24 protein-coding genes and 1 pseudogene are annotated in these 23,798 nt (G+C 67.2%); 12 read left to right on the top strand and 13 right to left on the bottom strand.

The genetic code is table 11. The annotated features are described in order from the left end of the window. Window positions 1-69: 69 nt before the first annotated feature. Entirely contained in the window at window positions 70-1,338 is a 1,269-nt protein-coding gene (locus ABIB42_RS01175) for a nitronate monooxygenase (RefSeq protein ID WP_005669345.1), read from the bottom strand. Window positions 1,339-1,520: 182 nt separating this feature from the next. Beyond that, a complete protein-coding gene (locus ABIB42_RS01180; RefSeq protein WP_005669348.1) occupies window positions 1,521-2,006 on the bottom strand; it encodes a YajQ family cyclic di-GMP-binding protein in 486 nt (161 codons plus the stop codon). Window positions 2,007-2,148: 142 nt separating this feature from the next. Between ABIB42_RS01180 and murB the strand changes: the two genes are divergently transcribed. The 6 genes and pseudogenes from murB (at window position 2,149) to blaOXA (ending at window position 7,679) form a co-directional block, all read left to right on the top strand. Then, window positions 2,149-3,177 (top strand): UDP-N-acetylmuramate dehydrogenase, encoded by a 1,029-nt coding sequence (gene murB / locus ABIB42_RS01185; RefSeq protein WP_429247756.1) that lies wholly within the window; start codon window positions 2,149-2,151, stop codon window positions 3,175-3,177. A 10-nt stretch (window positions 3,178-3,187) separates the two neighbouring features. Beyond that, window positions 3,188-3,895, top strand: coding sequence for an SDR family oxidoreductase (locus ABIB42_RS01190; RefSeq protein ID WP_312160128.1), 708 nt, complete (start codon window positions 3,188-3,190; stop codon window positions 3,893-3,895). A gap of 74 nt (window positions 3,896-3,969) precedes the next feature. Next, complete coding sequence (locus ABIB42_RS01195; RefSeq protein ID WP_005669361.1) at window positions 3,970-4,353, top strand: BlaI/MecI/CopY family transcriptional regulator; 384 nt, start codon at window positions 3,970-3,972, stop codon at window positions 4,351-4,353. Beyond that, window positions 4,350-6,065 carry a penicillin-binding transpeptidase domain-containing protein gene (locus ABIB42_RS01200; protein ID WP_429247742.1) on the top strand — a complete coding sequence of 572 codons (1,716 nt, stop codon included), beginning with the start codon at window positions 4,350-4,352 and terminating at the stop codon, window positions 6,063-6,065. The genes ABIB42_RS01195 and ABIB42_RS01200 overlap by 4 nt, the downstream gene beginning before the upstream one ends. A 69-nt stretch (window positions 6,066-6,134) precedes the next feature. Next, window positions 6,135-6,923: pseudogene (bla, locus tag ABIB42_RS01205) on the top strand (subclass B3 metallo-beta-lactamase); the annotation flags it as partial. Between the two features lie 18 nt (window positions 6,924-6,941). Continuing rightward, window positions 6,942-7,679, top strand: a complete 738-nt coding sequence (gene blaOXA / locus ABIB42_RS01210; RefSeq protein WP_429247757.1) for a class D beta-lactamase — start codon at window positions 6,942-6,944, stop codon at window positions 7,677-7,679. Window positions 7,680-7,683: 4 nt separating this feature from the next. Here the strand turns inward: blaOXA and ABIB42_RS01215 are convergent, their stop codons facing one another. The 5 genes from ABIB42_RS01215 to ABIB42_RS01235 form a co-directional block, all read right to left on the bottom strand. Beyond that, window positions 7,684-9,126: an FAD-dependent oxidoreductase gene (locus tag ABIB42_RS01215; protein ID WP_005669367.1), complete on the bottom strand. Its 1,443-nt coding sequence runs from the start codon at window positions 9,124-9,126 to the stop codon at window positions 7,684-7,686. A 1-nt stretch (window position 9,127) separates the two neighbouring features. After that, entirely contained in the window at window positions 9,128-9,418 is a 291-nt protein-coding gene (locus ABIB42_RS01220; RefSeq protein WP_005669369.1) for a (2Fe-2S)-binding protein, read from the bottom strand. Then, window positions 9,411-10,601, bottom strand: a complete 1,191-nt coding sequence (locus tag ABIB42_RS01225) for an NAD(P)/FAD-dependent oxidoreductase (RefSeq protein ID WP_005669370.1) — start codon at window positions 10,599-10,601, stop codon at window positions 9,411-9,413. The genes ABIB42_RS01220 and ABIB42_RS01225 overlap by 8 nt, the downstream gene beginning before the upstream one ends. A gap of 17 nt (window positions 10,602-10,618) precedes the next feature. Then, window positions 10,619-11,548, bottom strand: a complete 930-nt coding sequence (locus ABIB42_RS01230; protein ID WP_005669371.1) for a dihydrodipicolinate synthase family protein — start codon at window positions 11,546-11,548, stop codon at window positions 10,619-10,621. Window positions 11,549-11,640: 92 nt separating this feature from the next. After that, window positions 11,641-12,177 (bottom strand): helix-turn-helix domain-containing protein, encoded by a 537-nt coding sequence (locus ABIB42_RS01235; protein ID WP_005669372.1) that lies wholly within the window; start codon window positions 12,175-12,177, stop codon window positions 11,641-11,643. 275 nt (window positions 12,178-12,452) lie between these two features. On the opposite strand from ABIB42_RS01235, the gene ABIB42_RS01240 reads away from it, so the two are divergent. The 6 genes from ABIB42_RS01240 to ABIB42_RS01265 all read left to right on the top strand — a co-directional run bounded on the left by ABIB42_RS01240 (window position 12,453) and on the right by ABIB42_RS01265 (window position 18,420). Next, the gene (locus tag ABIB42_RS01240) at window positions 12,453-12,758 is read left to right on the top strand and encodes a DUF3311 domain-containing protein (protein ID WP_005669374.1); all 306 of its coding nucleotides are present in this window, start codon (window positions 12,453-12,455) and stop codon (window positions 12,756-12,758) included. Continuing rightward, the gene (locus ABIB42_RS01245) at window positions 12,755-14,266 is read left to right on the top strand and encodes a sodium:solute symporter family protein (RefSeq protein WP_005669375.1); all 1,512 of its coding nucleotides are present in this window, start codon (window positions 12,755-12,757) and stop codon (window positions 14,264-14,266) included. Before ABIB42_RS01240 ends, ABIB42_RS01245 begins: the two co-directional genes overlap by 4 nt. 95 nt (window positions 14,267-14,361) lie before the next feature. After that, window positions 14,362-14,862, top strand: coding sequence for a VOC family protein (locus tag ABIB42_RS01250; RefSeq protein ID WP_429247743.1), 501 nt, complete (start codon window positions 14,362-14,364; stop codon window positions 14,860-14,862). A 50-nt stretch (window positions 14,863-14,912) separates the two neighbouring features. Beyond that, window positions 14,913-15,317: a RidA family protein gene (locus tag ABIB42_RS01255; RefSeq protein WP_005669377.1), complete on the top strand. Its 405-nt coding sequence runs from the start codon at window positions 14,913-14,915 to the stop codon at window positions 15,315-15,317. A 53-nt stretch (window positions 15,318-15,370) separates the two neighbouring features. Beyond that, the gene (locus tag ABIB42_RS01260; RefSeq protein WP_005669379.1) at window positions 15,371-16,789 is read left to right on the top strand and encodes a carbohydrate porin; all 1,419 of its coding nucleotides are present in this window, start codon (window positions 15,371-15,373) and stop codon (window positions 16,787-16,789) included. 44 nt (window positions 16,790-16,833) lie between these two features. After that, window positions 16,834-18,420: a carboxylesterase/lipase family protein gene (locus ABIB42_RS01265; RefSeq protein WP_005669380.1), complete on the top strand. Its 1,587-nt coding sequence runs from the start codon at window positions 16,834-16,836 to the stop codon at window positions 18,418-18,420. A gap of 28 nt (window positions 18,421-18,448) precedes the next feature. On the opposite strand, the gene ABIB42_RS01270 is transcribed toward ABIB42_RS01265, so the two are convergent. The 6 genes from ABIB42_RS01270 to ABIB42_RS01295 all read right to left on the bottom strand — a co-directional run bounded on the left by ABIB42_RS01270 (window position 18,449) and on the right by ABIB42_RS01295 (window position 23,749). Beyond that, window positions 18,449-18,778 (bottom strand): YkgJ family cysteine cluster protein, encoded by a 330-nt coding sequence (locus ABIB42_RS01270; protein WP_005669382.1) that lies wholly within the window; start codon window positions 18,776-18,778, stop codon window positions 18,449-18,451. 111 nt (window positions 18,779-18,889) lie between these two features. Then, window positions 18,890-20,122 carry an argininosuccinate synthase gene (locus ABIB42_RS01275; RefSeq protein ID WP_005669383.1) on the bottom strand — a complete coding sequence of 411 codons (1,233 nt, stop codon included), beginning with the start codon at window positions 20,120-20,122 and terminating at the stop codon, window positions 18,890-18,892. A gap of 112 nt (window positions 20,123-20,234) precedes the next feature. Continuing rightward, on the bottom strand, window positions 20,235-21,161 hold the full coding sequence (gene argF / locus ABIB42_RS01280) for an ornithine carbamoyltransferase (RefSeq protein WP_071363460.1): 927 nt from the start codon (window positions 21,159-21,161) through the stop codon (window positions 20,235-20,237). A gap of 85 nt (window positions 21,162-21,246) precedes the next feature. Beyond that, complete coding sequence (gene rsgA, locus ABIB42_RS01285; RefSeq protein ID WP_005669385.1) at window positions 21,247-22,161, bottom strand: ribosome small subunit-dependent GTPase A; 915 nt, start codon at window positions 22,159-22,161, stop codon at window positions 21,247-21,249. Next, the gene (locus tag ABIB42_RS01290) at window positions 22,158-22,490 is read right to left on the bottom strand and encodes a 4a-hydroxytetrahydrobiopterin dehydratase (RefSeq protein ID WP_005669388.1); all 333 of its coding nucleotides are present in this window, start codon (window positions 22,488-22,490) and stop codon (window positions 22,158-22,160) included. The genes rsgA and ABIB42_RS01290 overlap by 4 nt, the downstream gene beginning before the upstream one ends. Continuing rightward, complete coding sequence (locus tag ABIB42_RS01295; RefSeq protein ID WP_273161443.1) at window positions 22,487-23,749, bottom strand: M48 family metallopeptidase; 1,263 nt, start codon at window positions 23,747-23,749, stop codon at window positions 22,487-22,489. Before ABIB42_RS01295 ends, ABIB42_RS01290 begins: the two co-directional genes overlap by 4 nt. Window positions 23,750-23,798 lie beyond the last annotated feature (49 nt).

Genomic DNA, 23,798 nt, shown 5'->3' on the forward strand with positions numbered 1-23,798 from the left:
GGGAAGCCGTATTCCGGGCAGAAAAAAGCCACGGCATGACCGTGGCTCTCGTCGATACAGCGGAGACGCTTACGCCGCCGCCACTTCCTGCTTCACCGGCAGCGCGATCTCGTTGTTCACGCTGAACTGGTAATCCTTGAACACGTGTTCCGCGCTCAGGATCTGGTAGTTGCCGTCCGCCAGCAGGTGGGTGGTGTCCTTCAGGCGGTAGGTGTAGTGGCCGCAGGTCCAGCAATTGAAGTTGCGCATGTGCGTGCACAGGCAGGTCTTGTCCATCACGACCACTTTCTTCTGGTCGGGATGGGCCTGCACCTCGCGGTTGTACGAGTTGATGTAGGCGCAGTTGCCGGTGGCGTCCAGCAGGTAGCCGTAGGATTCGCAACCCGGGCGAATGCCGGAGCCGATCGCCGGGGTATTCTTGAGCATGCGCATCGGATAGCCGGTCGGCGACACGCCGTTGACTTCGATGTCTTCTTCGCTGGCGCGGAAGTATTCCTGCTTGACGTTGTCCGGCAGGCCGCATTCGTGGGTGACGGTGAAGCGGGTCGCCACCTGCACGCCGCCGGCGCCTTTTTCCAGGAATCCGGCCGCGTCCGAGCCCGTAAACACGCCGCCGGCCGCGATCACCGGGATGCCCAGCTGCTCGGCCTGCATGAAGGCGAGCACCTCGTCCATGATGGTGTGCAGGTCATACTGTTTCCAGTCATCGATGCCGAAACCCAGGTGGCCGCCGGCCAGCGGGCCTTCGACGATCACGAAATCGGGCTTGCGGTCCAGGCGCGACACCTTCTTGAGGAACAGCTGCAGCGCGCGCACCGAGGACACGATAATGCCCAGGTGGGCGTCGCGGAAGCGCGGGTGGTCCTTGATCAGCTCGAACGAACCGAGGTGCAGGCCGGCCGACAGGGTGATGCCGTCGATGCCGGCGTCCAGCGCCGAGGCCAGGCGCACGCGCAGGGTTTCCTTCGGCGCGTTCATGGTCAGCTTTTCCATGCAATTGACGTAGATAAGGCCATCGCCTTTCTTCGCTTCCATGGTCGCGCCGACGTGGCGACGGGTCGCCTCGGCCAGGTGATCCAGGTCGAACTGGACCACCGCCTTGTTCATATTGTTGATGTTGAACTTGTAGGTCTTGGTCTTGTCTTTAACGAAGGTGGTGTCGAACTTGCGGTCGGACACGTCCTGGGACATAGCGTCGGAGATATGACCGATACCACCGAGGCGGGCCGCTTCCAGGGCCAGCTCGGACGTCGAAATGTCCACACCCATTCCGCCGATCATGATGGGCACATATTCCTTGTTGCCCATACGTAGGCGGAAATCCTCAACACGTTTCATTGCTATCCTTAGACTACCTAATCTGCCCGGGGTTGCGGCGACGCGCAACGTCGTGGAAAACGCGCACGAATTTCGCACGGCGCCATTCTACTCCAAGCGGGGCAAGGCGCCGCAGAACATGTCCGCGCGCGCCTTGTCTCAAGCCGGTCATGCCGGCCACAAGCGACTCTGTGCTACGACAATCAGTCGCGGAAATTATTGAAGGCCAGCGGCAGGTCTTGCACGTCCTTGCGCAGCATCGCCATCGCCGTTTGCAGGTCATCGCGCTTGGCGCCGGTGATGCGCACCGACTCGCCCTGGATGCTGGCCTGCACCTTCATCTTGCTTTCCTTGATCAGCTTGGTGATCTTCTTCGCGTCTTCGGTCTCGATGCCGTTGCGCACCTTGATCACCTGCTTGACCTTGTCGCCGCCGATCTTCTCGACCTTGCCTTCGTCCAGGAAGCGCACGTCGACCTTGCGTTTCGACATCTTGTTGATGAGCACGTCCTTGACCTGGCCGAGCTGGAAATCGGAATCGGCGAGCAGGGTCAGTTCGCGCTCTTTTTGTTCGACATTGGCCGAGCTGCCCTTGAAGTCGAAGCGGGTCGTGATTTCCTTGTTCGATTGCTCGACCGCGTTCTTGACTTCGACCATGTCTGCTTCGCAGACCACATCAAACGATGGCATGGAGTGTCCTTTTCGAATATTGCTTTAGATGAATCCCTCTATTTTAGCGGACAACGGCCCGGATCGCGACCGTTTTGCCAGGCTGGAAAGTCGGGAATGCGTGAACCACTATAATGAAACGACATTTTCCATCCCGACCGTCATGCATCCAGACCTGCCCATCGTCCACGACCAGCCGCTCGCCGGCCTGAATACCTTCCGCATTCCCGCCTCGGCGCGCCGCTACCTGCGCGTCACCGGCGCCGAGCAATTGACTGCGGTGCGCGCCGATCCCGCGCTCGCCGATCTGCCGCGCCTGGTGCTGGGCGGCGGCAGCAACCTGCTGTTCACCCAGGACTTCGACGGCCTGGTGCTGCACATGGCCGGCCAGGGCAGGGAGATCCTCGGCCAGCAGGGCGACAAGATCCTCGTGCGCGCCCAGGCCGGAGAAAACTGGCACGCCTTCGTCGGCTTCACGCTGGACCAGGGCCTGGGGGGCTTGGAAAACCTGTCCCTGATCCCCGGCACGGTCGGCGCCGCGCCCATCCAGAACGTGGGGGCGTATGGCGTCGAAACCAAGGATGTGTTCCACAGCCTGACCGCCTTCGACATGGCCAGCGGCGAACTGCGCACCCTGGACGCCGCCGCTTGCCGCTTCGGCTACCGCGACAGCATCTTCAAGCACGCCATTGGCCGCGATCTCATCGTGCTGGACGTCACCTTCGCCCTGCCGGCGGCCTGGCAGCCGAACCTGCGCTATGCCGAACTGGCCAACGCGGTGCAGGAAGCGGCGTTGGCGGCGCCGACGCCGCGCGATATCGGCGCCATCGTCGAAGCGATCCGCCGCCGCAAGCTGCCCGATCCGCTCGAGATCGGCAATGCCGGCAGCTTCTTCAAGAACCCGGTGGTGTCGAACGAAGAATGCCGGCGCCTGCTGGAGACGTATCCGAACCTCGTCCACCACGCCCAGCCGGACGGCACCGAAAAGCTGGCGGCGGGCTGGCTGATCGACCAGTGCGGCTGGAAGGGGAAGCACATCGGTCCGGCCGGTGTCTACCCCAAGCAGGCGCTGGTGCTGGTGAATCTGGGTGGCGCGCTGGGTGCCGACGTGGTGCGCCTGGCCCAGGCCATCCAGTCCGACGTGGCGGCCCGCTATGGCGTGGCGCTGGAACCCGAACCCGTATTCATTTGAGGACTACAGCATGAAGAAGGCAATCGTCACCGGCCACACCCGCGGCCTCGGGGCCGCGATCGCGGCCGAACTGCATGGGCGCGGCATCGCCGTGCTGGGCCTGGCGCGCGGACGCGCGCGACTGGCCGGGATCGAACAGGTCGAAGTCGACATGGCCGACTCCGGCGCCCTGGCGGCCTGGCTCGCGGGCGACATGCTGCGCGACTTTCTCCAGGGCGCGGATGATGCGCTATTGGTGAACAACGCCGGCGTCGTCACGCCGGTTGGCCCGCTTGCCGCGCAAGACCCGACGGACGTGCTGCGCGCCGTCGCGCTTAACGTCGGCGCGCCGCTGGCGCTGGCCGCCGCCTTCGTGCGGGCCGCGCCGACCGCCCAGCGGCGCATCCTGCACGTGTCGAGCGGGGCGGCGCGCAATGCCTATCCCGGCTGGGCCGTGTATTGCGCGACCAAGGCCGCGCTCGACCAGCATGCGCGCGCCGTGCTCCTCGACGGCGACGTGCGCGTGCGCGCCTGCAGCCTGGCGCCGGGCGTGATCGATACCGATATGCAAGCCGCGATCCGCGCCACGCCGGATGCGGATTTCCCGATGCGCGAACGCTTCGTCGCGCTGAAGGAGGGCGGCGCGCTCGATTCGCCCGAGGCGTGCGCGAAGAAACTGGTCGATTACCTGTTGGCGCCCGGTTTCGGCAGCGAGCCGGTGGACGACTTGCGCACGTAGTTGACAGCATGGTTGACAGTAATGCGACACTTGTCGCATGATTGCGGCTATCGTCGCATTCCGGAGTGTTGTCCATGGCCGTCCCCTCGATTTCCGAACTGAGCCTGCTGAAAGCCCTGTGGCGCCGGCAGCCCCTGAGCGCGCGCGAAATCCATGACGCCGTGGTCGAGGAGCTGGCGTGGTCGTATTCGTCGACCCGCAAGACGCTCGAGCGCATGCTCGAGAAGAACATGGTGCGCCAGGAGCTGCGCCATGGCGTGCAGGTGTACGAGGCGGTGAGCGACAAGGTCGACACCCTGGCCGCCTTCGCCCACGACTTCGGCCGGCGCGTGATGGAAATCGACACGCCGCTGCCGGTCAATATGTTCACCGGCAGCAAGCTGGTCGACGATGCGGAGCTGGCGCGCCTGGAGCAGCTTCTCAACGACTGGCCCGATGACAAGGATGGCGCCCCATGAACCCGCTCGACCAGCTGGTCATCCGCTTCCTGTTCGCCGGCGCCGGCTGCCTGGCGGCGGGACTGGCGGTATGGGGCGCGACGTGGCTGGCGCGGCGCGCGCTGCCGGCGCTCGGCATGCAGCGCTCCACGTGGCTGCTGGGGCAAGTCGCGATCGCGGCCACCTTCCTCCTGCTGCTCGCGCCCCCGGCGCAGCAGGCGCCGATGCATCCGGTGTTCGAAGTCGACGTGGGCGCCGCGGCGGCAAGCCTGCCCGCCGCGCTGGCGCCGCCCGGGCTCGCCGCCGGTGTGCCGGCCTCCATCGCGGGTGAACGTTCCTGGCTGGCATGGCTGGCCTGGGCCTGGGCGTCGGTCTATGCCTGCGGCCTCGCCTGGACGCTCGGCCGGCTGTGGCGCGGCCAGCGGATCGTGCAGCGCCTGCTGCGCTGCGGCGCGCCCCAGGCGCATCCGGCATACCCTGCCGTCATCGAAGTCGACGCCCCGATACCGCCCATGCTGGTCGGCCCCTTCAAGCCGCGCCTGCTGCTGCCGCGTGGGCTGCGCGACATCGACCCGCTGCAGCGCGAGCTGATCGTGGCCCATGAACTGACGCACTGGCGCCGCGGCGACCTGTGGTGGCTGACGGTGGGCGCCGCGCTGCAGGCGCTGTGCTGGTTCAATCCCGCCATGCGCCTGCTGCGCGACAAACTCGCCTGGGCCCAGGAACTCGGCTGCGACCGCGACGTGCTGCGCGGCCGGCCGTCATTTGAGCGCCGCGCCTATGCCGCCGCGCTGCTCGCGCAGCTGCGCATGCAGCACCGTGTCGTGCATGGGGCACTGGCATTCGGCGGCGTGAGTCCCGATACGCTGGCGGCCCGCGTTGAACTGATCCGCAAGCCCGGCGCGGCGCGGCACGCGGCCTGGGCGCGCGGCGCGGGGCTCGCGATCCTGGCGCTGGCTTTTGGCGGCAACCTGGCGCTGCAGCCCGCGCTGGCCTGGAGCAATCCGCCGGCCAGTCCCGATTGCACGCTGATGCTCGACGCCGCGAGCGGCGCGCGCCTGGTCGAAGAGGGCGATTGCGACGTGCGCGCCACCCCGGCCTCCACCTTCAACATCGCCGTCAGCCTGCTCGGCTATGACGCCGGCATCCTGGTCGATGCCCACACGCCGGCGCTGCCGTTCAAGCCGGGCTATATCGACTGGCTGCCGGCCTGGCGCGCCACCACCGACCTGACGAGCTGGATCCGCAATTCGACCGTGTGGTACGCGCAGCAGGTCACGGCGCGCCTCGGGCTCGATGGCTTGCAATCGTACGTGCAGCGCTTCGACTACGGCAACCAGGACCTGTCGGGCGGCGTCGCCGATGCCTGGATCGGTTCCTCGCTGCAGATCTCGGCGCAGGAGCAGGCGGCCTTCCTGCGCAAGGTCGTCAACCGCGAGCTGGGTCTGAATCCGCACGCGTACGACATGGCGGAGACACTGTTGCGGCTGCCCTCGCTGCCGAACGGCTGGGACGTGTACGCCAAGACCGGCACCGCCGTAATGGAGCAGCCCAAGGGCGCGCAAGACGCGCCGCGCTCCTACGGTTGGTTCGTCGGCTGGGCCAGCAAGGAAGGGCGCACGATCGTGTTCGCGCGCCTGACCCTCGACCGCCAGCACCCCGATCGCGCGGCCGGACCGCTATTGAAAGAAGCCTTCCTGCGCGAACTGCCGTCAAGGCTGGACGCGCTCTGAACCCACCCTGAGGAACCCTTCATGAAGATCACAAGCCTGGCATTGGCCGCGGCTGGACTCGTCACGTGCATGCCCTTCGCATCCGCCAGCGACTGGAACACGCCGCAGGAACCGTTCGCCCTGTCCGGCGACAGCTATTACGTCGGCACACGCAGCCTGAGTTCGGTCCTGATCACGTCGAACGCGGGCCATATCCTGATCGACGGCGCCAGCCCGGAGGCGGCAAGCCAGATCGCGGCCAATGTCCGCAAGCTCGGACTCAAGGTCGAGGACATCCGCATCATCCTCAATTCGCACGAGCACGTCGACCACGCCGGCGGGATCGCCGAGCTGCAGCGACTGTCCGGCGCCGAGGTCAGGGCCACGCCCGCCGCGGCGCCGGTCCTGCGCACCGGCAAGGCCAGCCGCGGCGATCCGCAATATGCCGATCTGCCGGAGATGGCGCCGGTGGCCAGGGTCGGCATCGTGCGCGACGGCGAGACGGTCAAGGTCGGCCCGCTGGCCGTCACCCTGCATGCGACGCCCGGCCACACCCAGGGCGGCTCGACCTGGACCTGGACCTCGGGCGATGGCGGCAAGCGGGTGAACATGGTGTACGCCGACAGCCTGAATGCCATCGGCGCCGGGGCGTTCCGCTACAGCGGCGACCCGGCCTACCCGAACGCGCGCGGCGACATCGAGCGCTCGATCGCGAAGGTCGCGGCGCTGCCGTGCGACGTGCTGGTGTCAAGCCACCCGGAAGGCAGCGGCTTGTGGCAGCGCCACGCGCAGCGCGCCCTGCTGGGCAACGCGGCCTTCGTCGACAAGGGCGCCTGCCGCGCCTATGCCGACAAGGGCCGAGCGCGGCTGCAAAAGACGCTGGCAGAGGAAGCCGGGATGCCGGCCATCGTCTGGCGTGACGATGCGAAGATCGCCGAGATGTTCGACCAGGCGGGCGTAACCGGCACCTTCGTCGTGCACGACGTCGCCACTGGCGAATACGTGGGCCACGACCGCCAGCGCGCCGCCATCCGCTACCTCCCGGCGTCGACCTACAAGATTCCCAATTCGCTGATCGGCCTGGCCACCGGCGCCGTCTCCAGCGTCGACGAAGTGCTGCCGTACGGCGGCGGGCCGACCTATCTGCCGCAATGGGCCAGGGACATGCCGCTGCGCGAGGCGATCAGGATATCGAACGTCCCGGTGTACAAGGAGCTGGCGCGCCGCATCGGCATGCCGCGCATGCGCGAAGGCCTGCGCCGGCTCGATTACGGCAATATGGATGCCGGGTCCGTCATCGATGCCTTCTGGCTGGATGGTCCGTTGAAGATCAGCGCGCTCGAACAGACCCGCTTTCTGGGCCGGCTGGCGCAGGGCAAGCTGCCGTTCCCGAAAGCCGCGATGGCGGCGGTGCGCGAGATCGTGCGCCAGGACGATCACGCCAATCTCTACGCCAAGACCGGCTGGTACATGCCGGACGACCGCAAGAACCAGATCGGCTGGTGGGTCGGCTGGGTCGAGAAGGACGGCAAGGTGTATGCGTTCGCGCTGAACGTCGACATCACTGACGACACCGTCGCCGCCAAGCGGGTGCCGCTGGGGAAGGCTGCCCTGCAGGTGCTCGGCTTGTTGTAGCCGCTTACTTGAGGTTCGCCAGGGCGATCACCGACACCGGCTTGACCGGCGCGCGCGCCGTGTAGTGGCCGAGGCGTTCGACCGGCTTGCCGGTCGCCTCGCTGAGCAGTTGTGCGGTCGTGTGCTGGCAGTAGCGGCCCTGGCACATGCCCATACCGGTGCGGCAGGCCAGCTTGACGCTGTTGACGTCGCTCACGTGCGGGTTCGCGCGCAGGAAGCCGCGCACCTCGTCCGCGCCGACTTCCTCGCAGCGGCAGACCAGGGTGTCGCCGCTGGCCAGCCGCGCCAGCGCCGCCAGGTCCGGCGCGAAGAAATCGAGGACGACGTCGCTGAAGCGATGCGCCTTGCGAATCGCGCGCCGCACGCCGTCGAGCTCAGCGTCCGCCGGACGTTGCGCGGGCGCCGCCAGCGCGCGCGCAACGTCCAGCGCCGCCAGCCGGCCTTCGAGGTGGGCCAGTTCGGCTCCGCCGACGCCTCCTGGTTCGCCCGCGACCCAGATCCCGTCCACGCTGCTGCGCATGGTGGCGTCGCGCCGCACGATCCACCCGCCTTCGCGTGGCCCGTAGTCGACGGCGCAGCCGGCTTGGCGCGCCAGCTCGGTCGAGGCCAGCAAGCCATAGCCGACGACCAGCGTATCGGCCTCCAGGCGGCGCTCGGTGCCGGGCAGCGGCTGCCAGCTGCGGTCGACGTCCTGCATGGTCACCGCCTCGACCGCCTCGCCGCCGGATGCGGCCTTGATCATGCTGCCAAAGCGCAGCGGCACGCGGTGGCGCTTGAGGTTCCACACGGCGCGCGTGGCCTGCAGCATCAGGCCGAGGTGGCCAGGCAGGGCGCGCCAGCCGCGCAGCAGCTCGCCCAGGCCGGGACGCGGGCGGGCGATCGCGACTTCGAGCACGGTGGCGCCCGACTTGAGCAGCAGGTCGGCCACCAGCAGCAGCAGGGGATGCGAACCGGCCAGCACGAAGCGCTTGCCCGGACGCAGGAACTGGCTCTTGAGCAGGGTCTGTACGCCGCCGGCGCTCATCACGCCGGGCAGCGTCCAACCGGGGAAGGCCACCGGCAAGTCGTAGGCGCCGGTGGCGATGAGCAGCGCGCGGCCGTCGAGCATCGCGCCGGCGTCGCCGCTGCCGATGCCGACGCGCAAGCGCGCCTGCTGCGGCTCACGGAACACGCCCCAGGCGGTGGCGCCGTAGTGCCAGGCGATGCGGGTATCGGCGCGCGCGCGCCGCAGCAGTTCGGCGCCGAAGGGGTAGGCCGGCGCGGGACCGCCGTCCGGCAGCTGGAAGCGGTCCGGCGGCTGGCGGAAGATCTGGCCGCCCGGCGCGTGCTGCTCGTCGATCACGGCCACCTTCAGGCCGCGCCCGGCTGCCTCCAGCGCCGCCGACAGGCCGGCCGGGCCGGCGCCGACCACGAGCAAGTCGTAATTCTGATTGTTTTCGATATTCATGTCATGTGCTCTCGATCCGCATGCCGGCCGCGACCAGGGTCATGCAGGCGCGCGTCCCGGGACGGCCGTCGACCGTCACCACGCACTCGAAACACACGCCCATATTGCACACGGGCGCCCGCGGCGCGCCGCGCGCGGTGGTGCGAAAGCGCACGCCGCCGGCCGCCATCAGGGCGGTGGCGACGGTCTCGCCCGGATGGGCGGCGGTCGGGACGCCGTCGACGAAGATGGTGACTGGCGCCGGGCGCAAGGCCTCGCCGCGTTCTGGCTGGATGCGAATGGAATTAAACAAAGGTCAGGCTCGCGAATCGGTTGGGGTCGTAACGGCCGACGTCGAAGGCGGGCGGCTTGCCGAGCACCTTGTCGGCCAGCACGCGGGCGTAGGTGGGGCCGAGGGTGAACGCCGAGCCGCCGGTGGCGATGAAAGCGCCGGGCGCGCGCGGCACTTCGCCGATCAGGGGCAGCTGGTCGGCGACCAGGGCCGTCATCCCGGTCCAGACCCGCAGCACCGGCAGGTGGGCGACGCCGGGCACCACGGCGGCGGCGGCGGCCATATTGCCGGCCAGCGAAGACAGCAGCAGGTCGGGCTTGCGTTCCAGGTCGACCAGGCCATGCTCCTGGTGCAGGCGCGCCGGCCAGCCGCCGCCGATCAGGACGTTGCCTTCGCGGGTCTGCTTCATCGACAGGCGCCGTCCGGCATGCTGCACCAGGTGCGACACGAGCGGCGCGCTGCGCGCGGTGGCCGTCATCGTCAACCCGACCGGGCTCACCGGCAGCACGCTGCCGGCCATCTGCGCGACTCGGCCCGACCAGGCGCCGGCCGCGATCACGATGGTGGAGGCGCGAACGCTGGCGCCGTCGCCCAGGGTGGCGTTCCAGCCGTGGGCGGCCTTCGCGAGCGCAGCCACGCCGCAGGCGGTGCGCAATTCGGCGCCGAGCCGCGCGGCGGCATTGGCATAGGCCAGGCTGCAGTGGCGCGGGTCGGCCTTGCCTTCGGTGGGGCAGAAGGCCGCGGCCAGGATCGACGGCCCGAGATACGGCGCGCGGCGCCTCACCTCGGCACCGTCGAGCAGCTCGGTCACCAGGCCGCTCGACTGCTCGAGTGCGACCTTGCGGCCGAGGCGCTCGACCTGTTCGGCGGTCTCGGCCACCATGAACCCGCCATGCTGGACCACGCCCAGCGGGCTGCCCAGCTCCTGCTCGAGGCCGGCCCAGGCCTGCTGTGCGTGCAGGTGCAGCGGCATCGCCTCGGCCGCCTTGCGCGCCGCTTCCAGGCCGTTCTCGATCATCCGGTATTCGAGCTGGAAGTGCAGGCTGCCCGCGTTCTGGCCGGAGGCCTGGCGGTTGATCTGGCCCTTCTCGGCCAGCAGCACCCGGCTGCCGGCCTGCGCCAGGTAATAGGCCACGGCGCTGCCCAGCAGGCCGCCGCCGATCACCAGGGTGTCGACGACGCTCGCGGATGGGCGGCTGCTCATGGGGACGTGCGGCCGGTTCACGCGGCGCCGGTTTCGAGCCCCAGGCTTTCGAGCGTGGCGCGCACCCGTTCCACCTCTTGCGGGGTCAGGTCCAGCAGCGGGCGGCGCACGTAGCCGGCCGGCACGCCGCGCAGGCGCAGGGCGGTCTTGAGGATCGCCTGGGCGCTGCCGAAGTTGCCGGCAAAGTCCTTGTTGAACCAGGCTTTCATGATGACCCGGTCGCGCGCACCGAGGGCCACCGCGCCGTCCCTGTCGCCCTTGTCGATCAGGCGCCAGAAATCGGGGTGGTCGGCGCCGAGCACGCCGCCGGCGCCCATCAGGCCGTCGCCGCGGCCGATCGAGACCAGGTCGGCGCCCAGTTCCGAGGTCGGCACGTTGAAGTAGCGCACCTTCTCGCCCAGCGCATACAGGCCTTCCAGGAAGCCGGCGAAGTTCGGGGTCGAGTTCTTGATCGCGACCACGTGGTCGATGTCGCTGATCTCGTCCAGCAGCTCGGTGTCCATATCGACCACGCAGCCGCGCGGCCAGTTGTAGACGCAGATCGGGATGTCGGTGGCGTCCGAGACGTCCTGGTAGAACTGGACAAGTTCGCGCCGGCTCGGGACCATGTACGGGGGAGGGGTCAGCAGGATGCCGTCCAGGCCGGCCCTCTCGGCGGCGCGCGCATGGCGGATCGCTTCCTCGGCGGTATAGGCATTGCAGCCGCCCAGCACGGTGATGCGGCGGTCGATGGCGCGCGCGCTTTCGGCGAACAACTGGGCGCGCTCGGCCTCGCTCATGCTGAACCACTCGCCCGAGGTGCCGGCCAGGACCACGCCGTGCATGCGCTGCTCGACGTACCACTCGAGTTGCGCGGCCAGGTCGTCCCACGCCATCGCGCCGTCGCGGGTGAAGGGGGTGGTGATGGCCGGGATGTAGCCGGTCCAGTTGATGTCGTTGCGGTTCATGGTGGTCCCATTCCATTCAAAAAAAGGGCGAGCGCGGGCCGCCGGCCGCGCGCGGCGCAGCCAGGTCGGCAGGTGCGAAAACGATGTGCGGGTCAGGGCACGGGCGGTGTGATCGACACGATCACTTCGGCATCCTTGTCCCCGTTGTTGCGGTAGCGGTGCGACTGCTGGGCGTCGAAGGTGATGCTCTCGCCGGCCGCCACGGTGTGGACGGTGCCCGCGATCTCGGCGGTCAGGATGCCTGTGATCACGTACACGCACTCCAGCGAAGGATGGCGCAGGCCGTCCTCGGCCGAGAACTGGCCGGGCGCGAACACGGCGCGCAACACCTCCATCTGGCCATTGCCGCGGGTCAGGCGTTCGTAGCTGACGCCGCCCTTCGGACCCATCAGGGTGGTGCGTTCGCCAGGGCGGCTGTGCCAGACCGCCGGCGCGCCGGGATCGGCGAACAGGGCCGACATCGATTCGCCGAACACCGCGCTCAGGCTGCGCAGGGTGGTCAGGCTGGGCTCGGTCACTTCGCGCTCGACCTGGCTCAGCAGGGTCGGCGAGACGCCCGCGATCTCGGCCAGCCCGCGCAGGGACAGGCCGCGCGCCACGCGCAGGTCATGCAGACGTTTACCAATCACAGGAACTCCTCATCGTGTACATCCGGGGCGCATGCACCATGGCGCGCACCAATCCGGGGCATTCGTGCATTATTACTGCACGCTTTTTGATTATTTCACCTGATGTGAACCTTGTCAATTATTTGCTGTTCGCCATAGATTTGTGGCGTTTACCTCGTTTTGAGACGGAATATGACAATCCTGTTCAAAAATCTTGACTTCGCACATTTCTTAAAATAAGTTTCGTTGTGCAGTTTGGCTGCACAAACATCTCATCGTATTGAAAAGGTCCCGTCATGAAGTCCGATTCGCATACCGCCGCACCCACTCGGGTGATCCGCCGAGGCCACCTGTGGCTGCTGACCTTGCCCTTCGTCTGGCAGCTCGGCATGGCGCCTTTCGTCAACGATGTGAGCTACAAGCCATTCGGCCTGCCGTTCCCTATGGCCTGGCAGATGGCCGGCGTGATCCTGTCCGCCGTGCTGTTCGCGCTGGTATTCGAGCTCGACCGCCGCGCCGGCGTGCAGGACGAAGAAGAGGCCTTCATGGCCGCCATCGCCGCCAGCGAGGGCGCGCCGGCGCAGCTGAAGGGGCACGCATGAAACTGACCATCGTACTCCTGCTGCTGCTGGCGACCGTGGTCGGCGCCATCGGCTTCGGCCGCGCCAGGACCCGCAACAAGACCGTCGCCGACTGGGCGCTGGGCGGCCGTGGAATGGGCACGCTGCTGTTCTGGTTCATGAATGCCGGCGAGATCTACACGACCTTCGCCGTGTTCGGCATCGCCGGCTATGCCTGGGCGCTGGGCGCGCCGGCCTACCTGGCCTTCTGTTCGGTGTCGCTGTCCTACGCCATCGGCTACCTGGTGATGCCGAAGATCTGGCGCGCCGGGCGTAGCGCCGGCCTGGTGACCCAGGCCGACTTCTTCGCCGCGCGCTACGAGGCGCCGTGGCTGGGCGTGGTCACCGGCGTCGTCGGCATCGGCGCCCTGATCGTCTACGTGCAGATCCAGCTGGTGAGCCTCGGCCTGGTGGTCGCGCTCACCTTCGGCGACGCCGTCTCGCCGCTGGTCTCCCACTTGCTGGCCGGGCTGGTGATGGTGACCTTCGTGCTGTTCGCCGGCCTGCGCTCGGCAGCCTACGCGGCGGCGATCAAGGACATCCTGATGGTGGTGCTGGTCGTGATCCTGGCCTGGACCCTGGCCGACAAAGTCGGCGCCAGTTCGCTGCTCGACGTGTTCACCCTGGCCGAGCAGAGCTATCCGGGCATCACCAAGCTGCCCGGCATCGACCCCAACGCGACCACCACCGGCATCTGGTTGATCACGTCGGCCCTGAACATCGCGCTCGGCAACTGGGTGTTCCCGCACCTGTTCCAGATCTCGTATTCGGCCCACAGCCCGACCGCGATCCGCCGCAACGCCATCTGGCAACCGATCTATTCGCTGGCTTTCTTCTTCATCATCGTGCTCGGCATGGGTGCGCTGGTGGCGGGCACCCAGCCGCCCGGCGGCAACATGAACGCGGCCCTGCTGCAGTTCGTGTCGAACCAGTACCCGGAGTGGGTGATCGGCCTGCTGGCCGGCACCGGCTTCCTGCTGGCGCTGGCGCCAGGGTCGGTGCTGCTGCTCACCGCCGCCTCGATCTTCACCCGCAACGTGGTCACGCCGCTGGCGCCGCACCTGGGCGAACGCAAGGCGCTGCTGCTCTCGCGCATCTCGGTAGTCGGCTTCGCGCTGGTCGCGGTCGCGGTCTCGCTGCTGCAAAAGGGTTCGCTGATGTCGATCCTGCTCAACGCCTATTCGGCCATCGGCATGCTGGCCCCGGGCGTGTTCCTGGCCTTCCTGTGGCGCCGCGCCACCGCCGTCGGCGTCATCTGCGGCGTGGTCGCCGGCTTCACCGCGCTGGTCGCGCCATTCGCCAAGGGCTACTGGGCGGCGACCCTGCCGGGCTGGGAACCGGGCCTGCTGGCGATGGCCATCAATGCCGCCGTGATGGTCGCGGTCAGCCTGGTGACCAGGGCGCCGGGCAGCGCCGGCCTGGCCCTCGGGCCCGGCCAGCCGGCGGCGCCCGCGTCCACCCCGTCGGCGGCCAGGCCGGTCACCGCCTGAACCTGCGAGGCGGCGCCGGGTGCGCCGCCTCGACCCCGCTCCTTCAATCCACCGTTGTTCACGCATGACGCCCGCGCGTCAGGAAAGGTCACGCCTTGAACCAGGCACTTATCAGTTTCCGTTGCATCGACCACGTCTCCTGGACGGTCGCCGAACTGGAACCCGTCATCGATTTCTACCGCCGCGTGTTCGGCGTCACGCTGCTCTATGCCATGGGGCCGCTGGATGCGGCCGACATCCCGCGCGACGCCCGCGGCCGCGACTGGACCGAGGCCCATCTCGGCATCCCGGATGCGCGCCTGCGGCTGGCGATGCTGCAATTCCCGGACGGCTTCCGCCTCGAGCTGTTCGAGTACGGGCGCCCGCAGGGCGGCGGCAGCGCGCCGCCGCCGGGCAACCACGTCGGCGGCCACCATCTCGGCATCGAGGTCGACGACCTGGAAGCGTCAGCCTCGGTGCTGCTGGCGAACGGCTGCACCGTCATGGAGCGCATCGCCCTGGACGAGGGGCCGACCGCCGGCTCCGCCTTCCGCTATTTCCGCGACCCGTGGGGGAACATCTTCGAACTGTGCCAGCACGGCGCAGGCGCCGCGTGAATCCCCGTCCGCATCCCGACCATCAACCGCAATCGAACCAGGAGCATCCCATGACCCGCCGCGCCATCAACCCCGACACCATGTACGCCAGCGTCCCGTTCGGCTTTTCCCACGCCGTCGAGCAGCAGCCCGGCCGCACCCTGCACCTGGCCGGCCAGGTGGCCTGGGACGGCCAGTACCAGCTGGTCGGAGGCGCCGACGTGGTGGCCCAGGCGCGCCAGGCGCTGGCCAACCTGAAGCAAGTGCTGGCCGCGGCCGGCGCCGCCCCGGCCGACGTGGTGCGCCTGCGCACCTACATCGTCAACCACGATCCCGAGCAGCTGGGGCCGATCTGCGCCGAGATCGCCGCCTTCTACGACGGCGCCGAGCCGGCCGCGAACACGGTGGTGGGCGTGGCGGCGCTGGCGCTGCCGGATTTCCTGATCGAGATCGAGGCCACCGCCGCCTTGCCCTGAGCGGCCCGACGTTCTCGAACCGTTTCCGATGATGACAACGATGGAGTGAGAAGATGAGTAGAAGTGACCGACTGCGCCTTTCCGGCGCCTGCGCCCTGGTCTGTGCGATGGGCGCCGGCGCGGCCTGGGCCCAGGCCCCGAATCCGGCGCGCGCCGGCGCCACCGACGCCGCGGCCGCCACCGAAGCCGCGCGCAAGAACGTGCCGCAACAGCCCACCGACAGCGGCGTGCTGGCCGCGCTGGCCGAGCGCGGCATCTATACCCGCCTGTTGCTGAACATGGAGCTGGCGGCCAACCCCAGCGGCGGCATCGACCAGGGCGCCACCGCGTCGCAATACGTGGTGGGCGGCGCCGACTTCGACCTCGACAAGCTGGTGGGCTGGAGCGGTGGCCGCATCCAGGCCACCATCATCGGCATCAAGAGCCGCAGCCTGACCAGTTTCTACATCGGCGGCGGCACCTCGGCGCAGGAGAACTCGGCGCCGTTCACGCTGTTTCGCTTCCTCGACCTGAGCTTTCACCAGAATTTTTCGCTGTATAACAAGAACGACCTGGCGTTCTCGATCGGCCGCATGAGCGCCTTCCAGACCTTCGCCAAGTCGCCGTTCTCGACCCTGTTCCAGAACCATGCGCACAGCGGCGCGCTGTATGGCTTCAGCCAGTCGTCCGGCACCGTCCTGGCTCCGTTGTCGACCTGGGGCGGGCGGATCAGCTACCGTCCCAGCGACAAGACCTATGTGCACGCCGGTTCGTTCTCGATCGACCCGGCCACGCTGGACGCGGGCACCCACCTGTGGGATTTCAGTTCGAGCCGCATCACGGGCCAGAACTACATGCTGGAGACCGGTTACGAGACCGACTTCCACAACGATCCGATGCCGGGCCGCATTCGCCTGGGCGCCTGGTACCTCGACGCGGCGCGCAACGATGTTTACCTGAACACGGAAGGGCGCTCTTTCACCCGCTACGGCGGCGCCCGCCTGACCCACCGCCACGGCAACGGCATCTACATCATGGGCGATCAGGTGCTGTCGCGGCCCGACCTGAAGTCGCGCCGCAACCTGGCCATGTTCGCCAGCATGGTCTATAACCGCAGCGACGCCGAGGCGATCAAGTACACGGCCAAGGTCGGCCTGGTCAAGACCGGCACCTTCGCCGGCCGCGACAGCGACACCTTCGGCGTCGTCGCCAGCACCCTCAAGATGCCGGACAAGCAGGTCGCCTTCCTGAGCGAGCGCCGTGCGCTGGGCGGCGGCGCCGGCCGGGTGAACTCGGAGGGATACGTGCTCGAGGCGGCCTACAGCTACGCGCTGGCGCCGGGCGTGACGGTGGCGCCGAACATCCAGTACCTGCACAAGCCCGATTCGCGGGTGACGCCGAACTACCCGCGCGACATCCAGGATGCGCTGGTGCTGGGCGTGCGCATCAACGCCAACCTCGGCGCGCTGTTCAATTTCCCGCGCATCCAGTGAGCGCCTTGACTTTTCGATCCACGACCAAGACCATGAAGGCTGACATGAATTCCAAACGACTGTTCCTGACCACCGGCGCCAAACTCCTTCTCGCGTCCGGCCTGCTGCTGCAGGCGCCCGCCTGGGCCGCCGCGTTCACCGACCCGACGCCCGAACTGCGCACCCCGTCCGGCGCGCTGCGCGGCCAGGACGGCGGCGACGTCGCGCGCTACCTCGGCATCCCGTATGCGCAGCCGCCGGTCGGCGCGCTGCGATTCAAGGCGCCGCAGGCGGCGCCGCCGTGGAGCGGCGTGCTGGAAGCGAAGGCTTTCCCGAAGGCGCCGATCCAGATGCCGATCGGGCCGAGCAAGTACGTGCCGGTCGGCCCGGAATATTCGGAGGATTGCCTGTACCTGAACGTGTGGACGCCGAAGACGCCTGGCCCGCATCCAGTCTACGTCTACATCTATGGGGGCGGCAACGTGGCCGGCACCACCAGCATGCCGGTGTTCGACGGCGCCAACATGGCGCGCCAGGGCGTGGTGGTGGTCTCGGTCGCCTACCGCGTGGGCGTGTTCGGCTTCATGGACGTGAGCAGCGTGCTGGGCAAGGACTACGCCGGCAGCGGCAACAACGGCTTGCTCGACCAGGTCAAGGGCCTGGAGTGGATCCGGAAGAACATCGCAGCATTCGGCGGCGACCCGAAGCGGGTGACGATCGGCGGCCAGAGCGCTGGCGCCAAGAACGTGGTTTCGCTGCTGGCAATGCCGGCCGCCAAGGGCCTGTTCCACGGCGCGATTAGCCAGAGCGGCGGCGGCCAGACCCTGGCCACTCCGGCGATGGCGAGCGCGGTGACCGAAGGCATCCTGGCGCGCGCCGGCCTGGACAAGCGTCGTGCGCGCGAGCTGACCACCTTGCCGGCCAAGGACTTGCTGGCGGCCCAGGTCAAGCTGATCGCCGAGAACGCGTACAAGTATCCGTTCCGTGGCGTGGTCGACGGCGTCACGATGCCGCTGCTGCCGGTGGCGGCCCTGGCGCAAGGCGCCGCGCGCGACATCCCGGTCATCATGGGCACCACGCGCGACGAGAACGCCTTCTTCGGGCCGGCCAAGACCATGAACGGCAATATCGAAGGGCGCGAGTTGGCCAACCTGTCGCTGGCCGAATTCGACAAGGTCTTTTCGAAGTATCCGCAAGCCTTCCCCGGCCTGAACGATGCCCAGCGGCGCTACAAGGCCCTGAGCGCAGTGGAATACTGGATCCCGACGGTGCGCATGGCCGAGGCGCAGGCCAAGGGCGGCGGCAAGGCCTACGTCTACCGCCTCGACATGCCGTTCGCCAGCGGCGAGAAGGCAGGCTACGCGGTCCACGGTTCGGAACTGGCGCTGGTGTTCGACAATCTGCACGATTCGACCGCGCCGCACCTGGGCCCGGTCGGTCCGGAGGCCGAGCAATTGAAGGAGGTGATGTTCGGGCAGTGGCTTTCGTTCATCAAGACCGGCCGCCCGGCCGCCAGCGGCGCACCGGCCTGGCCGGCCTACGACCTGGCCAAGCGCCCCACGATGGTGTTCGACGCCAGGCCGAAGCTGCGCGTGCAGTCCGACCTCGATGCGACCGAGCGCAAGCTGTGGGCGGGATGGGAGCCGCGCTGAGCGCTCCGGCGTGATGACCGCCGGCCGCTCATCTAGGCATGAGGGCGGCCAGCGGCTGCAGACCATGCCGCTCGCGCGCCCCATTGCACTTGCCATCCCCGACCTCGACCTCGCGGCACGCCGACGGCCGCTGCGCATACACGCCGCAAGCCATCGGCCCGGCATCGCCGGTCCCCAGTGCGATGCAATAGGGGCGGGAAGCATTGGTCCCTTTCATGCACGAAATATGCGGCGTGACCTGCTCGGTCATGGCGTCGGGCAGGCCGAGGTCGAGGGCTTCGGCCCAGTAGAAGGACACGCGGTAGCTCTTGCAACACGCTCCGCAGCTCAGGCAGGGAAGGACGTCGTCGGCGCTCATGGTGGCCAATTCTAGCGCGGACGCGGGACGAAAAAAAGCCGCCCGAAGGCGGCTTCCCGATTGGTTTGAAACCGGCTGCGAAGCCGGCTGTGAAGCCGGTTCGGTCGACCTTTATTGGCCGCGTTTCGCGCGCGCCTTGGCCGCGATGCGCATGCGCAGCGCGTTCAGCTTGATGAACCCGCCCGCATCCGCCTGGTTGTAGGCGCCGCCGTCTTCGTCGAAGGTGGCGATGTTCATGTCGAACAGCGAGTCGGTCTTCGAATCGCGCGACACGACGATCACATTGCCCTTGTACAGCTTGATGCGCACCCAGCCGTTGACGGTCTGCTGGGTGTGGTCGATCAGGGTCTGCAGCGCGACGCGCTCCGGCGCCCACCAGTAGCCGTTATAGATCAGCGAAGCGTAGCGCGGCATCAGGTCGTCCTTCAGGTGCGCCACTTCGCGGTCCAGCGTGATCGATTCGATTGCGCGGTGCGCGCGCAGCATGATGGTGCCGCCCGGGGTTTCGTAGCAGCCGCGCGACTTCATGCCGACGTAGCGGTTTTCGACCAGGTCGAGGCGGCCGATGCCGTGCTTGCCGCCCAGGCGGTTCAGCTCGGTCAGGACGGCGGCCGGCGACAGGCGCTTGCCGTTCAGGCCGACGATGTCGCCCTTTTCGTATTCGATGTCCAGGTACTCGGCTTCGTCCGGCGCCTGCTCGGGCGACACGGTCCAGCGCCACATCGATTCCTCGGCTTCGGCGCTCGGGTTTTCCAGGTGGCGGCCTTCGAACGAGATGTGCAGCAGGTTGGCGTCCATCGAGTACGGCGCGCCGCCGTTCTTGTGCTTCATGTCGACCGCGATGCCGGCGTCTTCCGCATATTTCAGCAGTTTTTCGCGCGACAGCAGATCCCATTCGCGCCATGGCGCGATGATCTTGACGTCGGGTTTCAGCGCGTAGGCGCCCAGCTCGAAGCGCACCTGGTCGTTGCCCTTGCCGGTCGCGCCGTGCGAGACGGCGTCGGCGCCGGTTTCGTTGGCGATCTCGATCAGGCGCTTGGCGATCAGCGGACGCGCGATCGAGGTGCCCAGCAGGTATTCGCCTTCGTACACGGTGTTGGCGCGGAACATCGGGAACACGAAGTCGCGCACGAACTCCTCGCGCACATCGTCGATGTAGATGTTTTCTGGCTTGATGCCGAACTTCAGCGCCTTGGCGCGCGCCGGTTCCAGTTCCTCACCTTGGCCGAGGTCGGCGGTAAAGGTGACGATTTCGCAGTTGTAGTTGTCCTGCAGCCATTTCAGGATGACGGAGGTGTCGAGACCGCCGGAATAGGCAAGGACTACTTTCTTGATGTCGCTCATGGGAGTTCCAGTGATGGAGGGATGGTAGAGGAGAGATGGTCAGCTGGCGCACAGGTTCACCGCCCGGCAGGGCGATGAACGGCCAACGATCAAGCTTCAGTGGGTGAAAAAATCAATTATCTTCGATACGACCGAGCAGCAGGTACTCGATCAGGGCTTTTTGCACGTGCAGGCGGTTCTCGGCTTCGTCCCAGACCACCGACTGCGGGCCGTCGATGACGCCGGCCGAGACTTCCTCGCCGCGGTGCGCGGGCAGGCAGTGCATGAACAGGGCGTCGTCGGTCGCGCGCGCCATCTTGGCCTCGTCGACGATGAAGCCGTCGAACGCCTTCAGTCGTTCTGCGTTTTCCTTCTCGTAACCCATGCTGGTCCAGACGTCGGTCGTCACCAGATGCGCGCCTTCGCAGGCGTCGGAAGGGTTGTCGAACAGGGTGTAACGCTTGGTCGACACCAGGCTCGGATCCAGCTCGTAACCCTTCGGCGTCGAGACGTTCAGGTGGAAGCCGAATACCTCGGCCGCCTGCAGCCACGAGTACAGCATATTGTTGGCGTCGCCGATCCAGGCCACGGTCTTGCCGGCGATCGAGCCGCGGTGTTCCCAGAAGGTGAACACGTCGGCCAGCACCTGGCAGGGGTGGTGTTCGTTGGTGAGGCCATTGATGACCGGGACCCGCGAGTTGGCGGCGAAGCGTTCGATGATGTCCTGGCCGAAGGTGCGCACCATGATGATGTCGCACATGCGGCTCATCACCTGGCCGGCGTCTTCGACCGGCTCGCCGCGGCCCAGCTGGCTGTCGCGGGTGTTCAGGTAGATGGCGGCGCCGCCCAGCTGGTGCATGCCGGCCTCGAACGAGAGGCGGGTGCGGGTCGAGCTCTTTTCGAACACCATCACCAGGGTGCGGTCGACCAGCGGATGATAGACCTCGTAGGCCTTGAACTTGCGCTTGATGATCGCCGCGCGCTTGATGACGTATTCGAACTCGTCGCGCGTGAAGTCGGAGAACTGCAGGAAGTGCTTGATCGGAGTGGTGCCTGGCATAGTGGGGTCTACTCGAATGTTATCCCTTGAATTATAAGGGGTTTTTCTTTTCGTTAGGGAAAGTATAGTCTTCAGTACCTGGTCTTCAATACAGGGTCTGCGCCGATTCGTGCAACAGCTGCGCATACAGCTCGTGGCGCATGCGCGCGATCTTGCCGTCTGCGACCGCATCCAGCACGGCGCACTGCGGTTCGGCCAGGTGGCGGCAGTTATAGTACTTGCAGCCGCCCAGATAGGGCTTGAACTCGACGAAGGCGCGTTCCAGCATGCCTTCGGTCAGGTGGTACAGGCCGAATTCCTGGAAGCCGGGCGAATCGATGATCGTGGACGTCTTCCCATCCGCGCCGGGCAGCCGGTACAGGCGGGTGAAGGTGGTGGTGTGCTTGCCGGTGTCGAGCGCGGCCGAGATTTCGCGCACCGCGATGTCGGCGTCCGGCACCAAGAGGTTGATCATCGACGACTTGCCCATGCCGGACTGGCCGATGAAGATCGACGAGTGGCCTTCGAGCAGCGGCGCCAGGGTCGCCACGGTCTGTTCGGGCTGCCCGGTGGCCGATACCTCGTGCACCGGATAGCCCAGCGCGGCATACGGCGCAACGCGTTCGCGCGCGCGCGGCAGCAGGTCTGCGACATCAAGCTTGTTCAGGATGAGGTGGGCCTCGATGCCGGCCGCCTCGCAGGCGACCAGCGCGCGCGAGACCAGGTCGTCGGTGAAACCGGGCTCGGTGGCGACGACGATGAACAGGCGCGAGATGTTCGCCGCCAGCAGCTTCGATTTGTATTGGTCGGAGCGGTAGAGCAGGGTGGTGCGCTCGGCGATCTTTTCGATCACCGCCTGGTCGGCGGAGGTGCGCTTCAGGTGCACCACGTCGCCCACGGCGACGTTGGTCTTCTTGCCGCGCGTGACGCATTGCAGCTTTTCGCCGTCCACGTCGGCCAGGTAGTGACGGCCGTGGGCCGCGATGATGGTGCCAGTCAGGGGGGTAACTAAGTCGCTCATGCGCTGGTCATTTCAAGATAAAGCGCATTCACTTTCGCGGCGCAGATAAAATCGTTTTCGGTCAGGGCGCCGCCGGCGGAGTGGGTGGTCCAGCTCACCCTGCAGGTCGCATGGCCGACCGTCAGCTCCGGATGGTGGTCCTGGGTTTCGGCGACCTGCGCCACCGCGTTCACGAGGGCGATGGTGGCGCGGTAGTCCGGCGAGCGGAATTCGCGCAACAGGATGCCGTCGATCGCGGTCCAGCCGGGCACGTCGTTCAGCAAGGCGTCGATCGCCCACGGATCGAGCGCCCTGGCGTTGCGGATGCAGTCGCGATGCTCCAGCTTCATGCGCCCGCCAGCGTCAGGTGTTTCACGCGCACCGAGGCCGGCGGATGCGAATCGTAGAAGGCCGAGTGCAGCGGGTCCGGGGTGAGGGTGGAGGCGTTGTCCTCGTACATCTTGACCAGGGCCGACACCAGGTGGCGGCCATCGGTATGCCGGGCCGCGAAGGCGTCGGCTTCGAACTCGTGCTTGCGCGAGGTGATCGAGGACAGCGGCGCCAGCGGGAAGGTGAACACCGGCAGAACTAAAACGAAAAGCACCAGGGCCATGCCGTCGTTGGAGGCGTTCATGAAGGGCAGCACGCCCAGGCCCGTATAGAACCAGGCCTGGCCCTTCAGGTAGCCGAGCAGGGCCAGGAAGGCCAGCGACATGGCGAACATCACGGCGACGCGCTTGACGATGTGGCGCAGCTTGAAGTGGCCCAGTTCGTGCGCCAGCACGGCCTCGATCTCTTGCAGCTCGAGACGCGACAGCAGGGTGTCGAAGAACACGATGCGCTTGGCGCGCCCGAAGCCCGAGAAATAGGCGTTGCCGTGGGCGCTGCGCTTGCTGCCGTCCATCACGAACAGGCCGCGCGACGCGAAGCCGACGCGCGCCATCAGGCTCTCGATGCGCTGCTTGAGGCTGGCGTCTTCGAGCGGGGTGAACTTGTTGAACATCGGCGCGATCACGCTCGGGTAGATCGCAATCATGAGCAGCTGGAACCCGCTCCACACCAGCCAGGTATAGAACCACCACAGGTCGCCCGACTTGTCCATCAGCGTGAGCACCACCCACAGCAGCGGCAGGCCGATGACGGCGCCGACGATCGAGCTCTTGATGAGGTCGGTGAACCACAGGCCGGGCGTCATCTTGTTGAAGCCGAAGCGCTGTTCCAGCACGAACTGGCGGTACCAGTCCAGCGGCAGGTCGAGCAGGCTGGAGATGACGCCGAAGGCCACCACCAGCGCCAGCTGGTGCCACAGTCCAGGCCCGGTGAGGGGCAACAGGGCCAGCGACAGCAGCTGCAGGCCGCCCAGCAAGGTGAAGCCGATCAGGACCGCGCCGCCCCACAGCATGCCCACCAGGCCGAGGCGGGTCTTGGCGACGGTATAGTCGGCCGCTTTCTGGTGCGCCGCCAGCGGCACCTTTGGTGCAAACTCGGCCGGCACGCTGGCGCGATGGCGCGCGATGTGCCGGATATGGCGCGCGGCCAGCCAGGTGCGCAGCACCATGGTCAGCACGAAGAAAACGACGAACAAAACTGAAAACCCGAATGAAGACATTCTGTGCCTGTGAGAAAATGCAGGATTAGGTAAAACACGACTAGGCAAA

The sequence above is a fragment of the Massilia sp. UYP32 genome, from assembly GCF_050434365.1.
Classification (GTDB): domain Bacteria; phylum Pseudomonadota; class Gammaproteobacteria; order Burkholderiales; family Burkholderiaceae_D; genus Telluria; species Telluria timonae.

Bases quoted from the DNA above. Each gene is read 5' to 3' on its own strand.
- ABIB42_RS01175 (WP_005669345.1), bottom strand. From the start codon at position 1,338: ATGAAACGTGTTGAGGATTTCCGCCTACGTATGGGCAACAAGGAATAT.
- ABIB42_RS01180 (WP_005669348.1), bottom strand. From the start codon at position 2,006: ATGCCATCGTTTGATGTGGTCTGCGAAGCAGACATGGTCGAAGTCAAG.
- murB (WP_429247756.1), top strand. From the start codon at position 2,149: ATGCATCCAGACCTGCCCATCGTCCACGACCAGCCGCTCGCCGGCCTG.
- ABIB42_RS01190 (WP_312160128.1), top strand. From the start codon at position 3,188: ATGAAGAAGGCAATCGTCACCGGCCACACCCGCGGCCTCGGGGCCGCG.
- ABIB42_RS01195 (WP_005669361.1), top strand. From the start codon at position 3,970: ATGGCCGTCCCCTCGATTTCCGAACTGAGCCTGCTGAAAGCCCTGTGG.
- ABIB42_RS01200 (WP_429247742.1), top strand. From the start codon at position 4,350: ATGAACCCGCTCGACCAGCTGGTCATCCGCTTCCTGTTCGCCGGCGCC.
- blaOXA (WP_429247757.1), top strand. From the start codon at position 6,942: ATGCCGGCCATCGTCTGGCGTGACGATGCGAAGATCGCCGAGATGTTC.
- ABIB42_RS01215 (WP_005669367.1), bottom strand. From the start codon at position 9,126: ATGAATATCGAAAACAATCAGAATTACGACTTGCTCGTGGTCGGCGCC.
- ABIB42_RS01225 (WP_005669370.1), bottom strand. From the start codon at position 10,601: ATGAGCAGCCGCCCATCCGCGAGCGTCGTCGACACCCTGGTGATCGGC.
- ABIB42_RS01230 (WP_005669371.1), bottom strand. From the start codon at position 11,548: ATGAACCGCAACGACATCAACTGGACCGGCTACATCCCGGCCATCACC.
- ABIB42_RS01240 (WP_005669374.1), top strand. From the start codon at position 12,453: ATGAAGTCCGATTCGCATACCGCCGCACCCACTCGGGTGATCCGCCGA.
- ABIB42_RS01245 (WP_005669375.1), top strand. From the start codon at position 12,755: ATGAAACTGACCATCGTACTCCTGCTGCTGCTGGCGACCGTGGTCGGC.
- ABIB42_RS01255 (WP_005669377.1), top strand. From the start codon at position 14,913: ATGACCCGCCGCGCCATCAACCCCGACACCATGTACGCCAGCGTCCCG.
- ABIB42_RS01260 (WP_005669379.1), top strand. From the start codon at position 15,371: ATGAGTAGAAGTGACCGACTGCGCCTTTCCGGCGCCTGCGCCCTGGTC.
- ABIB42_RS01265 (WP_005669380.1), top strand. From the start codon at position 16,834: ATGAATTCCAAACGACTGTTCCTGACCACCGGCGCCAAACTCCTTCTC.
- ABIB42_RS01270 (WP_005669382.1), bottom strand. From the start codon at position 18,778: ATGAGCGCCGACGACGTCCTTCCCTGCCTGAGCTGCGGAGCGTGTTGC.
- ABIB42_RS01275 (WP_005669383.1), bottom strand. From the start codon at position 20,122: ATGAGCGACATCAAGAAAGTAGTCCTTGCCTATTCCGGCGGTCTCGAC.
- argF (WP_071363460.1), bottom strand. From the start codon at position 21,161: ATGCCAGGCACCACTCCGATCAAGCACTTCCTGCAGTTCTCCGACTTC.
- rsgA (WP_005669385.1), bottom strand. From the start codon at position 22,161: ATGAGCGACTTAGTTACCCCCCTGACTGGCACCATCATCGCGGCCCAC.
- ABIB42_RS01290 (WP_005669388.1), bottom strand. From the start codon at position 22,490: ATGAAGCTGGAGCATCGCGACTGCATCCGCAACGCCAGGGCGCTCGAT.
- ABIB42_RS01295 (WP_273161443.1), bottom strand. From the start codon at position 23,749: ATGTCTTCATTCGGGTTTTCAGTTTTGTTCGTCGTTTTCTTCGTGCTG.